This is a genomic window from Escherichia sp. E.sYA108 (assembly GCF_011754335.1).
GTDB classification, from domain to species: Bacteria; Pseudomonadota; Gammaproteobacteria; order Enterobacterales; family Enterobacteriaceae; genus Escherichia; species Escherichia coli.
The window spans coordinates 1,975,742-1,992,207 of the sequence record NZ_JAAQVZ010000001.1 but is presented as its reverse complement, the minus strand read 5'-3'; the positions used below and the strand labels follow the sequence as shown (position 1 = coordinate 1,992,207).

At 50.1% G+C, this 16,466-nt stretch carries 7 protein-coding genes and 2 pseudogenes; 4 read left to right on the top strand and 5 right to left on the bottom strand.

Annotated elements, in window-relative coordinates; translation table 11 throughout:
- Positions 1-16: 16 nt before the first annotated feature.
- The gene (clbB, locus tag HBM92_RS09330; RefSeq protein WP_001518711.1) at positions 17-9,637 is read right to left on the bottom strand and encodes a colibactin hybrid non-ribosomal peptide synthetase/type I polyketide synthase ClbB; all 9,621 of its coding nucleotides are present in this window, start codon (positions 9,635-9,637) and stop codon (positions 17-19) included.
- Positions 9,638-10,110: 473 nt separating this feature from the next.
- Between clbB and clbR the strand changes: the two genes are divergently transcribed.
- The 4 genes and pseudogenes from clbR to HBM92_RS09310 all read left to right on the top strand — a co-directional run.
- The gene (gene clbR / locus HBM92_RS09325) at positions 10,111-10,323 is read left to right on the top strand and encodes a colibactin biosynthesis LuxR family transcriptional regulator ClbR (RefSeq protein WP_000357141.1); all 213 of its coding nucleotides are present in this window, start codon (positions 10,111-10,113) and stop codon (positions 10,321-10,323) included.
- On the top strand, positions 10,324-11,058 hold the full coding sequence (gene clbA / locus HBM92_RS09320; protein ID WP_001217110.1) for a colibactin biosynthesis phosphopantetheinyl transferase ClbA: 735 nt from the start codon (positions 10,324-10,326) through the stop codon (positions 11,056-11,058). It begins immediately after the preceding gene.
- A gap of 145 nt (positions 11,059-11,203) precedes the next feature.
- Positions 11,204-12,054 (top strand): annotated as a pseudogene (locus HBM92_RS09315) (IS3 family transposase).
- Between the two features lie 17 nt (positions 12,055-12,071).
- A pseudogene (locus HBM92_RS09310) lies at positions 12,072-12,272 on the top strand (IS3 family transposase); the annotation flags it as partial.
- Positions 12,273-13,078: 806 nt separating this feature from the next.
- On the opposite strand, the gene ldtA reads toward HBM92_RS09310, so the two are convergent.
- The 4 genes from ldtA to cobU all read right to left on the bottom strand — a co-directional run bounded on the left by ldtA (position 13,079) and on the right by cobU (position 16,452).
- Positions 13,079-14,014, bottom strand: a complete 936-nt coding sequence (gene ldtA, locus HBM92_RS09295; RefSeq protein WP_000986344.1) for a L,D-transpeptidase — start codon at positions 14,012-14,014, stop codon at positions 13,079-13,081.
- A 61-nt stretch (positions 14,015-14,075) separates the two neighbouring features.
- A complete protein-coding gene (gene cobT / locus HBM92_RS09290; protein ID WP_001166163.1) occupies positions 14,076-15,155 on the bottom strand; it encodes a nicotinate-nucleotide--dimethylbenzimidazole phosphoribosyltransferase in 1,080 nt (359 codons plus the stop codon).
- 11 nt (positions 15,156-15,166) lie between these two features.
- The gene (gene cobS, locus HBM92_RS09285) at positions 15,167-15,910 is read right to left on the bottom strand and encodes an adenosylcobinamide-GDP ribazoletransferase (RefSeq protein ID WP_001296197.1); all 744 of its coding nucleotides are present in this window, start codon (positions 15,908-15,910) and stop codon (positions 15,167-15,169) included.
- On the bottom strand, positions 15,907-16,452 hold the full coding sequence (cobU, locus tag HBM92_RS09280; RefSeq protein WP_000973199.1) for a bifunctional adenosylcobinamide kinase/adenosylcobinamide-phosphate guanylyltransferase: 546 nt from the start codon (positions 16,450-16,452) through the stop codon (positions 15,907-15,909). The genes cobS and cobU overlap by 4 nt, the downstream gene beginning before the upstream one ends.
- Positions 16,453-16,466: the final 14 nt, after the last annotated feature.

Below are 16,466 nucleotides of genomic sequence, written 5' to 3'. Positions count from 1 at the left end.
CGAGGAGGCGCCCGGATTAATGCAAAGACGTGTGACTGCGCGCAGTATTTTTCGCAATTTGCAAAGCACGTTTTGCTATCTGATTCGCGCGCGTATTCGTCTGTACTGCAGGCTGTGGTGATGGCGCATTTGACTCGCCCTCCGGGGGCTGGCAAAACGTCGCCAGCTGGCGCACGGTGGCGTGGTTGTACAGCGACACCACGCTCACTTGCGGATAGTGACGCGCCATTTGCCCACTCAGTTGCACCATATCGAGTGAGGTTGCCCCTAATTCGGCATAGTTGTCGTCAATGCCTACTCTATCCAGACCCAGATACTCTTCCAGGATTTGGCAGAGCACGCGTTCCACTTCACGTGTCGCGGGGCTGTAAGGCACGCCAATTTCCGGACGGGGCCGCTTTTTCACTGTCTGCTGAGTAATCGTATCGTTAGCGGCAGACGGTACACCGCGATCCACCCGGTTGCCCCGCGCTAATCTATCGATCGCCCGAGGTGAGAGCAGCAGTTGCGCCCACGGACTGCGAGTGTTCAGTATCGGCCACAATTGGCGCATCACCTCGGCATTGCTCATGCTGAGCGCATAGCCGCCGAGGCGCCTTTCTGCTATCATGGCGTTCAGCCGGTCCATGCCTGCCGCAGTGCGATGCGTTACCACCACCTTGCCAATATGCTGCGGCGTGGTCAGGGTGGCGAAGGCGCGTGCAACCTCGGGCAATGGTACGGATTTGCATGGAAGGAGCGGTAGCGTGTTATCATCTATCCAAGCGACAATCTGTTGCAGGTAGCGACTAAACGCACCATGCGCCGCGTGAAAATTAATCGGAATAAAGGTGCCGCCTTGGGCGAAGAAACGCATCGGTAGCGCTTTGTCTTCCACAATGTCCTTGCTGCCCAGCTCAAGAAAACGGCCCAGCGGTGCCAGCAGCGCGAGGCTAGCGTCAAGCAGACGGCCTGTGAGGGAGTTAAGGATCACATCCATCCCCTGTCCGTCCGATGCGGTCAGCAGAGTGGCAGCGAACTGTTCGTCGTGTGAATCAGCTACGGCATGTACGCCTAGCGAAAGCAAGTAATCGCGTTTCTGCTCGCTACCTGCTGTGGCGAAAATCTGTGCTCCGCAGCGTTTGGCAATATGTAGCGCAGCCAAGCCAACGCCCCCCGCCGCACTGTGGATCAATACTCGTTCTCCGGGTTGCAAATTAGCGCGCACCACCAGTGCGTAATAGGCGGTGAGGTATGCGATAGGCAGCGCAGCCGCCTGTTCGATGCGACAATGGGCTGGTTTTCTCACTACGCAATCGCTTTCTACCCGTGCGTACTGGACAAAACCACCGTTTAGCACCGCCATAACATCCTCTCCCGGGGCAAATTCAGTGACATTTTTACCCACGCGAGTAATGCGTCCGGCGCACTCCAGTCCCAATTGCAGCGGAGCCTCACCCGGCTGCTGCCGGAGCAATCCCGTGGTGAACAGCACATCCTTAAAGTTCAGTCCGGTGGCCAGTACCTCAATCTCTACTTGTGAATCCCCCAGCGCTAAGCGCGGCGTAGGGCACAACGCTAGCTTTCCTGCCCCCTCCCCCTCAGCGGCCAGCCGCAGTTGGTAGTTATCGGCACTGGGCACGCGCAGTCGCGTGTCGTCATCGACATCTTGTATGTGGAGCTGTACCTTGCGCTTCACCATTGCCGCACAGCGGGCAACCATCTCGCCTGCCATGTCGTAGAGCGTGAAAGCGTAGCTGTCACCCTCCTCATCGTGCCGATTGACAGTCAGCGCCACATGTAAGGTGTTCGGCAACGGGCGGTACAGGCGTAAATCCTGATAAAGGAAAGGTACCGAATCAGTATGAAAACCAGGCAGTTGTTCGACAACACTGCTGGCGATGTCCAACAGCGCAGGGTGCAGTGCGATCGTATCATTAGCGGCAACGGTGGGCAGGGCCAGCGTTGCGAAAACCTGAGTCTGGGCGGTATTGCCATACAGTTGTTGTACGCTGTGCCAGCGCGGCCCATAGTGGAAGTGCGTGCTCGATAATTCCTTTGTTGGAGGAGTGATAGTGTGCATCTCGCGCATCAGCCCCGTGAGATCGCACACAACATTATCGTCTACCATCAGACGCGTCGCCCTGCCTCTGGCATGGGTTGTTAACGTGCCACTAAAGCGCTCCGTCATTGATTTCACCTCGACACTAACTCCTTGCCCGTTAGGTGAAATGTCAACAAAAACGTCAACACTGCAGTTGTCCATCACAGTCAACGGTGCCAAAAAGACCAATTCATCAATGCAGATTTGGTCTTGCACAAAGTAATGGCGCAGAGCTTCATACGCCAGCGCCAGATAGCCGGTTCCCGGCAGCGTGGCGATACCGGATATCCGGTGCTCATCCAGCAGCCAATCGGACTCGGGGGATAATCGCGCGTAGTAGCTGGTGTCAGCCCCTTGTTGTTTATAAGCCTGTAGCAACGTTCCCGTCATCAATGGGCGCAGTCCACGCAAGACATCGTATTCACTGCCGTTTATAGCATCCAACAACATGCCCTGCTCACGCAATGCATCCAACCCGATACTGAGCGCATTCACCTTGTAGCGGGTACGCAGTTGCTGTGCCAGTGCATCCAAATAGGCGCTGGCGGTAGCATAGCCTGTCTGGCCGATCTCCGCATTCACGGCAGCCAACGAGTTACAGAACAGCAGTAGCAGACGCTCATCCAGCAGATTCCGTTGCGCTAACGCATGCAGCACATTAGCAGTACCCCGTTCTTTCACCGTTAGCGTGTCGCGTAGCGCAGATTCGCTCAATTGATGCAGTGTCAATGTGGTGGTAGCGTCGGCAGCAAAAATCACGCCATCCAACCGTCCATAGCGTTCGAGCAGAGTTGCCAGACAAGCTCTAACCGCCTCCGCCTGCGTCACGTCGCAGTGGATAACGTCTAATGCGTCCTGCTGCACCGCTTCATGGTGATAACCTGTGCGGCTGCTCAGTACCACACGGACTCCCTCACGCTGAGCAAGCGCTTCGCCGATCATGCGGCCAATCCCCTTTTCACCGCCGATAATCCACAGTACGTTGCCCGGTATACACCCTGTTTGAGGGGGTAAGTGCGCCAACAGCCGTGTCGGGATAAAGCGTCGCAGGTAAAGCATCCCCTGCCTGAGCGCCATTACCGTTTCTTGTTTCGGGGCCAGACGCTGGGTTAGCAAGTTCAGATTCTCATCACTGCTCTGCGCATCGATATCGATCAATCGTACTTCGGTCGGGTGCAGCTCTTGGGCAAACACGTTTACTGCGCCCGACAACGCTGCCAGCGTCGGTTCGGGATTATCCTCTTCCTGTACGCGAAACGCACCATGGGTCAATACTGTTAAGGACGCCAGCGGCGTGGTGCTGTGCATACACCAGCGAGCAACACGATAAAGTCCCGAGAGCGACTGTGTCAACGATGATCCTGCCTCCGCACCGGGAGCATACAAGCAATGTAACTGTCGGTAGGTTTTGTGTGCTAAAAGTGCGCAGATGTCGTGGAAATGCGTCAGAATACGGTCATTATCCCACACGTCGTCCTCTGACGATATCGGCAGCGGCATTGTGATGCTGTCGACACCACTACTCATCAGCGTCTGCTGTAACTTGTCGCCGTCAGCACTAATAATGATGATCAATTCGCCCGGCGCATAGAACGCCTCCCGCAAGGATGTGTCGTGCATCCGCCACAGCACACGCTGGAGCCACTCATCTTGCGGACGGCGCAGAGGATTTGGATACTGGCGATAACCGGAAAGTGCAGCACCATAGCGATAGTAATAAGTCTGTTCGAAGGGGTAATCCGGCAATGGAATGTGCTTGCCGAGTGCCGTCTGGTTAAAGCGTCTCCAATCAATATTCTCCCCCCTGACCCACAGCGCCGCCAGCGTACGATGCAACATGTGCTCATCATCGATCGCCGCGTTGGCTTTGCGTAGCGTCAACAGGGTCGGCTGATCGCTGTATTGGTTATGTCCTTGAATAAAGGTAGAGAGCGTATTACCCGGCCCACATTCGATAAACAGCGTGGGTTGTACCAACAGTTGCGCCGCACCTTCGCTAAACAGCACCGCGTTGCGCACTTGCTGCACCCAGTAATCCGGCGAGGTAGCTTGCTCCTCAGTAATCCATGTACCGCTTACATTAGATATAAAGCGCTTGTGCGGCGCGTGCATCGGGATTTGCCCCAGCAACTGTGCAAAATCGTGCAGCATCGGCGTCATCATGGCCGAGTGGAATGCGTGAGAGGTTTTCAGGCGCCTGTGCTGTATCCCGCCCTCGACTAAGCGTGTGCTCAAACGGGAAATGGCCGCCTGCTCGCCCGCGACTACGCAAAAATGCGCGCTATTATTAGCTGCCAGTTCAATACCCCGTTCTGCAGCTAGCCATGGGGTCAACTGTTCGCGACTAAGGTAGACCGCCATCATGCTACCGGGACGCATGGACTGCATCAAACGTCCGCGCGCCTCAATGACGTGCAGCGCATCCTCAAGAGTAAATACGCCAGCAATACAGGCCGCAACATACTCGCCCAGACTGTGCCCGATCATACTGTCCGGCGTAATCCCCAGATCAATCAAGGTGCGCGCTAGGCTGTATTCGACACAGAACAACGCCGGTTGTGTGAACTGCGTTTGATCAATATCCCGCGTATCCTCATCGTCAAACAACAACGCCTTGAGATCGACCGTCGAATAGCGTTGGAATGCAGCAAAGCAGCGATCCATGTGCTGGCGAAACATGGGTTGATGAGCATAGAGCGCGCTGGCCATGCCGTGATATTGGCTACCTTGACCAGGAAACATGAAGCAGATCTCCGCTGTCGTGCGCTGACCATTGAAGATTTCCGCTTGCAATATCGTGGCACAGGAGAGATCGATTTTCGACCCACGACTCACCAAATAAGCCCGCCGATGGTCAAAGGCTGTGCGTCCAGTTTGCAATGTATAAGCCACATCCGGCAGGCGCACCCCTACTCCATGCTTGACATATTCCAGTGTGGAGGCCACGCGCAACTCTAACGCAGCGGGTGTTTTAGCGGAGAACAACAACAGATAGCTGTCGCGTACCCCCGTCGCTGAAGGGTCGTCCTCATGTTGATGTGCTTCTAGTGCGATGCTGGCATTGGTGCCGCCGATGCCGAAGGAGCTCACCAGTGCACGACGAGGACGCGTCGACGGCCACGGTTGGACTTGCTGGTTAACGTACAATGCAGAACGCGATAGATCTATAGCAGGATTGAGTTGGCGAAAGTGCGCTGTTGGTGGCAACACTTGATGATGCAGGGCGAGCGTTGTTTTGATGACGCCCGCCACTCCCGCAGCGGAGTTGAGGTGGCCAATATTACTTTTCAGCGCTGAAACCACACAAAACGGAACAGGTGTTGGGCCAAACACCTCATTAAGCGCACGTAACTCAATAGGATCACCCAGCACCGTACCGGTGCCGTGCGCTTCCACCAATCCGATACTGTCGCTATCAAAACCGGCACGGCGCAAACTGGTGCGGATTACCGTTGATTGCCCGATCACACTCGGCGCGGTATAGCCGATTTTGTTATTGCCATCATTATTGACCGCCGAACCTTTGATCACACCATAGATGCAGTCCCGATCCGCCAGCGCGTCGTCCAGACGTTTTAGCAGCAGCATTCCTAAGCCATCACCGGTGACTGTGCCAGAGGCTTGGCTATCGAAAGGACGACAGACACCATCTCGCGCATTGATCATGCCTTCATGATATTCATAGCCCCGGTACGCAGGCATCTCGATAGAAACGCCGCCCGCCAATGCCGCATCGCAATCCCGGTTACGTAGTGCGATGCAGGCCTGGTGGATAGCCACTGCCGAAGTGGAGCAGGCGGTGTCAAGCGTCACGGCAGGGCCGGTGAGGTTAAGCGCATGGGCAATCAATGCTGTGACGGAATGGATATTCAGGATACTGGCCTTGTACAGGGCGGTAGAGTCGGTAGTGTCTTGCATTACCGCATTAAGCCAGTGGGGGGATGTCAGCAGTCCGGCATAAATGCCAATCGCACCAGTAAAGGTGGCAGGATCGCACCCAGCGTGTTCCAGAGTTTGCCAGCAGCACTGATGCAATAAGCGAATTTGCGGATCCATACATTCCGCCTCGTTGGGAGTATAACCAAAGAAATCCGCATCAAACCATTCGTGATCATCAACAATCCCTTTGGTTTTTATATAATTCGCTTGTTTAAGCGTGTCAGGTGTCACACCATGCGCGCGCAACTCTTCATCACTGAACAGTGTTAATCCCGATTCCCCTCCTACAACCAGCGTCCACAACGCTGCAATATTCGCCGCACCGGGGAAACGTCCCGCCATACCGACAATCGCCACCGGCATGTCGCTGTAGACAACAGCACGCGTTGGAATTGCATCCTCCGGCGATACGGCAGTATCGAGAAAATGTGCTAACGCCGTGAGCGTTGGGTACTTAAAGAGATCGGTAATATCAATCTCCAAGCCAAGTTGCCGCTTAATATCCCCTTTAACCCTGATGGTATCCAATGAGGTGCCACCGAGGGCGAAAAAGGAGGCATTGCTATCAATGTCTTGTCTATCAAGTACGCGTTGCCAGATAGCATGCAGCGCATGTTCCATGTCACTATGCACCTCTGATATCGTGGTGGACACGGCGTTGCACTGAGTTGCGGGCAGGAGATACCGCAACTGCGCCAAGTCGGCCTTGCCACTATGGCTTTTTGCAATCTCCGTCACCACCACCAAGGATTCCGGAATAGCGAATGGCGGCAATCTGTCAGCCAATTGCCCTCGAACTTCCACCTCATCATAGCTATCATTGACGCAGACCACTGCCGCAATATGCAGCGTTTCACGTACGCGGTAAGGAACCACTACCGCCTCGATAATGCCGGAGCACTCCAGCAGGCGCTGCTCGATCTCTCCGGTTTCAATTCGTTGTCCATTGATCTTAATTTGACCGTCTTTACGCCCAAAACAGTCAACACAGCCATCATCCAGCAACCGGGCATAATCGCCAGTTTTGTACATCATACCGCCGGGAATAAAAGGATCAGGGACAAAAACCGTCGCACTTAGCGCCGGGTTGTTCTGATAGCCGATGGCGACCCCCACTCCACCCGCCACTAGTTCACCGGTGGCACCGATAGGCAACAAATGCCCATGGAGATCGGTAATGTAGAGCGAGGTGCCCGGTACCGCGTATCCTATCGGGACTCGGGCGGGTTGCAACCCGTTGAAACGATATGCGGTGGTAAAAATAGTGTTTTCCGTCGGCCCATAACCGTTTGTCACCACCAGATGCGGGTATTTTTGCATCACGTCGTTGACATGCCACGCAGATACTGCTTCGCCGCCCACCGTAATGTGTTGTAACATACCGAAGAAATCGGCACCTTCTGCCACATAGGAGTTAAACAAGGATGAGGTAAACCAGGCGCGCGCCACCTGTTCATCAGCGATCGTGCGGCGAATGTGATTGATATCAAGTAATGCCTGTTTGCTGAGTAATACTAGTTTGCCGTGGTTGAGCAAGGTAGACCACATCTCAAACACCGAAACATCAAACTCAAATGGGCAGGTCAGCAGCGTTGTCTCACCGCTCTCCACCTTCAGCGGGCTGTCGCCTTGTATCAGGCGCAATAAACCGCGGTGCGCCACCGCGATACCTTTTGGCTTACCCGTCGACCCCGATGAATAAATCACATAAGCGCGAGAATCTGGTGTGATAACCGGAAATACCACCGAGGGCGCGACGGGAAATGCACAGAGGTCACTCTGCGCAACGTTTAATGCATCTAGCGGTTTGCCATGTACCAGCAACAGCGCCAAGCCGCTGTCATCAATAATTTCCTGCATCCTACCCACTGGGTAGTCGGGGCTGATGGGCACATAAGCAGCCCCGATCAACATGATGGCGATGATGGCAACCACGGTGTTTACCCGGCGTTCGCTAATTATGCCTACAGTATCGCCAACCATAACACCCTGCTGTACCAAATAAGCCGCGAGCTGCTCAGCTTGTGCTGCCAACTCCGAATAGGTCAACGCGCACAATTCATCAACCACTGCGACCTGTGCTGGCGAAGTCGCAGCAACTTGATGAAATTGTTCGATGACGTTGGATTGACTATCCCAATCCCGGCATGCCATGCGTTCCAGATAGGGTTGAAGTACCTGCGCCTGCTGGCATGGGGACAAGTTTACCAACGCAGCAATGGGGCGCTGCGGATTGTCCACCAGTTGTTCAAGCAGATAACTCAGGTGCATCAGCAACGCTTGCGCCATGTTGTTGGTCAGGTAGTTAAGGGCATATGCAATACTGAAACGGAATCCCTTCTGTTGAGTGATGGTCAAGGTCAGCGGATAGTGCGTTTGTTCATGTACACTGAGATGGCGAATTGCCACGGGCGACGCGCATGACAATAATGTCATATCAACGGGATAATTCTCCAACACCACTAAGGTATTAAAAAGATCCCCAGCATGACCTTCTTTATGTACCAACCGTTGTATGCTGGCTAAGGCATCATGTTCATTGCTGTAGTGAGCTATTAGTGTTTGGTGCATACGTTGTAAGTGTTGCAACAGTGTCGCCCCATCATCACGCAGACGCAGCGGCAACGTGTTAATAAATAGCCCTAGTGTTTCTTCTATACCATCAATTGGTATATTTCGCCCTGATATTGTCGCGCCGAATAACACATCGTCAGCATAGCACCAACGTTGTAGCAGGATGCCCCAGGCCACATAGAAGATTACTGCGGGGGTGATACGATAATCGCTGCATAGCGTCTGTATTTTCTGACACACATCCGGAGACAAATTGATCTCCACATGATTTGTTTGATTAACGTAAGAATTGTTCTCGGCTTCAGTATCTGTGTGATATTGTGACAGCGGCACGATACAAGTTGGTGTTCCCTCCCGAAGATATGCAGCCCAATAGTCGTGCTGAAAGGTGTGACGTCGGGCCGACAGTGTGTCTACAAGGGGTTTCAGAGATGAGGGGATAATGGCGCTATCATCCCTCACACCACTGACCACAGCCGCTCCATAGAGTTGGAGCAACTGTTTAATGAAAAGGGATAAGCTCCAGCCATCCATCACAATATGATGGTATGATAGTATAAAAGCACTTTCTTTCGTTGACTGAATAAGGTAGGCCCGGACTGGGATCGTTTTCAAGGAAAATGGGTATTTTAAATCAGCCTGTAGCAGTTGAGGAATTATAGCATCAATACCGTCATCCTGCGGGACAGGAATGATAATGTCATCATTAGCTAGTAGAAAACGTATTTCCTCTTGCTCACAGTCTAACACATATATATCCGGCAACACATCGGTCTTCACCACCTGACAAGGGCGCTCATCAATCTCCCAGTTATAATCAGTGCGAAAACACTCATGCTTTCGAAATAACGTTTCCAGCGCCCACTTGAAGTGGGCGCTATCTACATGCTGAGAAAAAATGCATGTAAAATGCTCATGGTAGTTACTCCTTTTCTTATCCTTTAAGGAATGGAATAAAAACCCCTGTTGACTTGGTGTTAGCGGTAACTGCTTACGCGTGTCCATCTTATTACATGGAAAATCTCCAGAGGTATTATCCATAACCATCACCTTATTATCGGATTTATAGATTATTTAACATGATTATTCTAAATGGCACACCTATCCGCAAGTATAGTTTTTTATTGCGTATTCATATAATCATATTGCATTTTATCACTTACAGGAATACCCCCAAAAAATCCTTATATTCTGATTACATGTTTTTCTTCAATGAATTAGATTCTGTCTGTAAGCAAAAACATGTAAGTCATGCAGTACATACATGATGTAGCGGGTATGAATTGATACAGCCACCACATAGAAAATAATGCGTAATTCCCATTTACATAAAAACCGTTGTATCGTAAATTCCTCTTAAATACTGCCAAAACAACAGATACACAGATACACAGATACACAGATACACAGATACACAGATACACAGATACACAGATACACAGATACACAGATACACAGATACACAGATACACAGATACACAGATACACAGATACCATTCAGGATGGGGGGAAACATGGATAAGTTCAAAGAAAAAAACCCGTTATCTCTGCGTGAAAGACAAGTATTGCGCATGCTGGCACAAGGTGATGAGTACTCTCAAATATCACATAATCTTAACATATCAATAAACACAGTAAAGTTTCATGTGAAAAACATCAAACATAAAATACAAGCTCGGAATACGAATCACGCTATACACATTGCTAACAGGAATGAGATTATCTAAATGAGGATTGATATATTAATTGGACATACTAGTTTTTTTCATCAAACCAGTAGAGATAACTTCCTTCACTATCTCAATGAGGAAGAAATAAAACGCTATGATCAGTTTCATTTTGTGAGTGATAAAGAACTCTATATTTTAAGCCGTATCCTGCTCAAAACAGCACTAAAAAGATATCAACCTGATGTCTCATTACAATCATGGCAATTTAGTACGTGCAAATATGGCAAACCATTTATAGTTTTTCCTCAGTTGGCAAAAAAGATTTTTTTTAACCTTTCCCATACTATAGATACAGTAGCCGTTGCTATTAGTTCTCACTGCGAGCTTGGTGTCGATATTGAACAAATAAGAGATTTAGACAACTCTTATCTGAATATCAGTCAGCATTTTTTTACTCCACAGGAAGCTACTAACATAGTTTCACTTCCTCGTTATGAAGGTCAATTACTTTTTTGGAAAATGTGGACGCTCAAAGAAGCTTACATCAAATATCGAGGTAAAGGCCTATCTTTAGGACTGGATTGTATTGAATTTCATTTAACAAATAAAAAACTAACTTCAAAATATAGAGGTTCACCTGTTTATTTCTCTCAATGGAAAATATGTAACTCATTTCTCGCATTAGCCTCTCCACTCATCACCCCTAAAATAACTATTGAGCTATTTCCTATGCAGTCCCAACTTTATCACCACGACTATCAGCTAATTCATTCGTCAAATGGGCAGAATTGAATCGCCACGGATAATCTAGACACTTCTGAGCCGTCGATAATATTGATTTTCATATTCCGTCGGTGGTGTAAGTATCCCGCATAATCGTGCCATTCACATTTAGAGATCATCCGGCATAATCAATCTGCCAACGAAGGAGAGCGCTATGCGTAAAGCCCGTTTTACTGAGCATCAGATCATCGCCGTGATTAAGTCGGTTGAAGCCGGACGAACTGTTAAAGATGTCTGTCGCGAGGCCGGAATCTCTGAAGCCACCTATTACAACTGGAAGTCCAAATACGGCGGCATGGAGGCTTCTGATATTAAGAAAATCAAGGATCTTGAGGACGAGAACCGCCGTCTAAAACAAATGTTTGCCGACCTGAGTCTGGAGAACCGGGCGCTGAAAGACGTTATCGAAAAAAAGCTTTAAAACCAGCCTTTAAGCGTGAGCTGGTTACTCATCTGATAACGACGTTCGAACTCAGTATCCGTCAGGCCTGCCGGAGTCTGAACCTGAGCTGGTCTGTCGATTTTATGCATGATGCCCTGGTCTGTGGCCGTCGTTTTCGCATGTTCAATGTCGTTGATGATTTTAACCGTGAGGCATTGTCGATTGAAATCGATCTGAATCTGCCAGCTCAGCGAGTGGTCCGTGTACTCGACAGGATCGCGGCAAACCGTGGCTATCCGGCCATGCTTCGTCTGGATAACGGCCCGGAATTTATCTCCCTGGCACTGGCTGAATGGGCAGAGAAACATGCAATAAAACTGGAGTTTATCCAGCCGGGTAAGCCGACGCAGAACGCTTTCATTGAGCGCTTTAACCGGACATACCGAACAGAAATACTCGATTTTTATCTGTTCAGAACGCTGAATGAAGTACGGGAAATCACTGAAAAATGGTTATCAAAATATAACTGTGAACGCCCGCATGAATCGCTGAATAATATGACACCGGAGGAATACCGACAGCGCCATTATTTGGCCGGGATCTCAAAAAGTGTATGGAACTAAAATGGGTCTATTTACACTGCTGCTACGATAATGCCTGCGTGGAAAGCTTCTTTCATTCACTGAAAGTGGAATGTCTCCATGGAGAACACTTTATCAGCCGGGAAATAATGCGGGCAACGGTGTTTAATTATATCGAATGTGATTACAGTCGCTGGCGACGGCACAGTTGGTGTGGCGGTCTCACTCCGGAACAATTTGAAAACCAGAACCTCGCTTAGAGCAGTGTCCATATTACGAGGGTAGGATCAGTCGTTTCTTTCGCGGTAACTTTATATGATCGCTGTGTACCAGCATCGAGAGAAGAAATTCAGGATGTATTCAACACTGAGTTCACAAGCTCTGTAGCTATTAAGTCAGTATTATTTACGTTTACGATACATGTTATTATCGCAGGATCTTTATCTTGGTAGTGATACTGCGAGTGGATACACCCCCACTCAGTATCTTCTATAACTATGGCTTTTGGTTCTTCAGGCATCATACCTTCCATAACACGTTCTTGATGGATACGTAACTTGTAGTACTTCTCTGGAGATGAAGAAATTTCAACGAGTACAGATTGTAGATGTACGAAGCCTAGAAATTTAAAACACTCGGATTTTGTAGAGGATTTTAATGATAAAGTCCAGATAACAAACACGTTATTGGAACCATCACCATAATTTTTAGTGTCAATCTTATCTACCAGCTCCTCGTTGATTAACATAGACTGATTTAGCAACTTCCGCTTCACGCCCTGAGCGGACTGTTATCGCTCTTTAGACACAGTTCCACTAGGGGAGAGGATCAGCGCTTCCCACGTAGGGACACTATAGTAACTATCACCACATGCAGTAGGGAAGCTCAAACCAAATTTATGTAGCCAGCTCCTATTGGTGGTCATTCTGGTGGTCTTGACAGGAAGATAACTCTGGTTTAGCTTACTTATTAGCCACTTACTGGCAAAGGCGATCCCAGTCAGAGGAGCCAAATTCAAAAAAGCCTGCTTTCGAGCAGGCTTTTTACTTTCTAATTACCAACGCTCTTAAAACATCTGTCTTGAACCAGAACTAATTTGCACAGGCATTCCCGATCGATGTTGCAACGCAGCATTTGCGCGATTTACATCAACTTCTTGCCCGTTGATAAACGCCCGCAAAGATGGGGTTACCGGCAATGGCACTTTTCGGTCAGACTCATATTCTGCACGATTGCGCGACAGCGGCTCATGAACTTCCAGCCACTTTGAACCATCCGGTTCCGTTGTGTATTTCACTGGCTGATCAATAATTTGTACACGAGTGCCTACAGGAACATTATCAAACAGATATTTGATATCGTCATTACGCAGACGAATACAGCCCTGACTTACACGGAGCCCAATACCAAAATTGGCATTGGTACCGTGGATGGCATACAACTTGCCAATATAAATCGCGTACAGCCCCATGGGGTTATCGGGCCCCGCAGGAACAAATGCGGGCAAACTCTCCCCTCGTTTCGCATATTCGCGCCGGGTGTTCGGCGTTGGCGTCCAGGTTGGTGCTTCTTGTTTACGTTCAACGGTAGTCACCCAGTTACGCGGGGTTTCTCGCCCAGCCTGGCCGATACCAATAGGAAAGACTTCCACTGTATTACTGTCTGGCGGATAGTAATAAAGACGCATTTCAGCGACGTTAACCACAATCCCTTTACGAACAGTGGCGGGCAAAATCAGTTGCTGCGGAATGGTGAGTTGTGAGCCAGGCTTCGGCAAAAAAACATCAGCGCCCGGATTCGCTTCCAGCATATTACTTAACCCTTGCCCGTATTGTGCGGCAAAAGTCTCCAGCGGCTGAGTATTGTGATCAGGAACAGTTACAGTAAGCGACTGCCCCACTAAACGGCTACCCTCTGGAGGTAATGGATAAGTTACCGCCAGGCTATTTTGGCTGGCAAAAAGCAGAGCAAATGAGCAAAGAATATTTACACGACGCATCATGTCCCTTTCCTAAGTCGCGAATACTATCCGATAAGTATAGCTTTTATCAGACTTTTCGTTTTTAGCTGTTCAAATCAGAAGTCGTATTCCCCGGTAGAACAATATTACTGGCAGCAAGTTCGCCCATGTTGTTGTATATCGCACAAGCAGCTTCGATGATGGACATCGCCAGAGCTGCACCACTCCCCTCACCTAAACGCATATCCATATTGAGATAAGGCTCCAGCCCCAAATGCGAGAGCGCTATACGCGCGCCTTTTTCTGCCGACAAGTGAGAAGGAATGAGATACGGTTTGATTGCAGGAGACATCTGGCAGGCTGCGAGCGCAGCAGCATAAGAAAGAAATCCATCCAGCAACACGGGTAAACCGCAGGAAGCAGCACCTAACATCACTCCAGCTATTCCGACCAAATCAAATCCACCCACTTTTGCCAGGACATCAACACCATCCTGAGGATTTGGTTGATTCAACGTAATCGCCCGACGCACAACATCAATTTTATTAGCCAGTTTATCTGTCGGCAGGTTTGCGCCAATCCCAACCACTTCTTCAGGATCCCGGCCAGTGATTGTGCTGACTATTGCCGCTGCCGGTGTCGTGTTTGCCATCCCCAGTTCACCTACACCAAACAGCGTGACACCGTTTTTTGCCAGCTCCCGCGTATAACATATGACGTCCAAAAGCAACTTTTCAGCCTGACGGCGACTCATTGCCGGAGCTGAAGCAATATTGCCGCTACCTCGTGCGACACGCATGTTGATAAGCCCGGGGATAGGCTCAGCAGTATCAATACCAACATCAATTACGTGGACGTTAGCGCCCGCTTGTGCTGCCAGCACACACACGCCGGTTGTTCCACGGGTCATATTTTCAGCCTGTATGGCTGTCACTTCTTTTGGAGAAATAGCGACCCCTTCCTCCCAGACGCCGTGATCGGCACACATAACCAGTACTGCTTTTTTGCCCACATGCGGTATGCCATTCAACCCCGGCATTCCTGCCAGTTGTATGGCAAGCGCCTCCAGCTTTCCCAGGCTACCAACAGGTTTGAGTAACCCGTCAACATGCCGTTGTGCACGCGACATAGCGGCAGAATTGATGGCTGGGATCGTATTCAGTAAATCGGCAAGTATTTGCATGTCACGTCTCTTTATAGCAGTGCCAGCAGGAAAACCAGTTCACCAAACTCTATGGCTGCTCCCAGCGTATCGCCCGTTTGCCCGCCCAGCGTACGTTTGAGAAGCTGACCGAGGATGAAAATCGCCACCATCGTCACCACCATAGCAGCCACACCATGCATACCCGGCAATAATACGGCAGCAAAAATAGCGGCTAAGCCGAGTGTGACGCAGGTTTGTCGCCCATCAATTTTGCCAATGAACACATTGCCAAGCCCTTCTTCCCGCGCATAACGATGACGATACATCAATAATGCGGCAGTCCCGCGGCTGACCGCACATGCTGCCGCCAGCGATGCAAGGATCGGTTCGCCACGCAGAGCCAACTCGCTTAACACCAGAATCTTTGCCAGTACCACAAAAATCAATGCCAGACCGCCGTGGGTGCCTAAACGGCTATCACGCATGATTTCCAACATGCGATCGCGGCTACGTGCAGAAAATACGCCATCACAGGTATCAGCGAGGCCGTCCAGATGGAATCCCCCGGTCATCAGCGCCAGCACAAGTACGCTAAACAGTGCCGCCAGTGGTACGCCACACCATGCCTGCAGCACCATGAAGACCAGCCCGCTAATCGCGCCAAGCAATAATCCAATCAAAGGAAAAGTAATAATACCGCGAGAATAATGCTCGAAATCCAGTCCCTGGGACCAGCGACGCGGTACAGGCAGACGCGTAATAAATGAGAGCATCGCCCAAAATAATTTACTCATTTGATTTTTACTCCAATACCCGAAACCACCAGCCATACTTCATTTGCCGCAGCGGCCAACTGCTGATTTACCCGCCCGGCAATATCACGAAAATGTCGTGCCAGACGACTCTCCGGCACAATCCCCATTCCCACTTCGTTAGTCACTAATACAACCTTTGCGGGGCAACGTTGGCAGGCAGCAATCAACGACTGAATCTCAGCATTAATCGCCTGTTCCATCGCCTGATAATCCCATTCATCAGGGTCTTTATCGCCGCCATAATCAAACAACAGATTAGTCACCATTGTGGTAACGCATTCCAGCAACACAGCCTCATTCGGGTTAATGTCTGCATGAATTAATTCATCAAGATGTTGCCAGCGCTCCACTGTGCGCCAGTGCTCCGGGCGGCTTTGCCGATGATGTTCTATCCGTGCAGCCATCTCATCATCAAGGATTTGCGAGGTAGCGATATACAGAACCTGTGAAGAGTCCCCAATAAGCACCTCTGCGTGGCGACTCTTCCCGCTCCGTGCGCCTCCCGTCACCAAAATCATCATACCGACTCCTGATT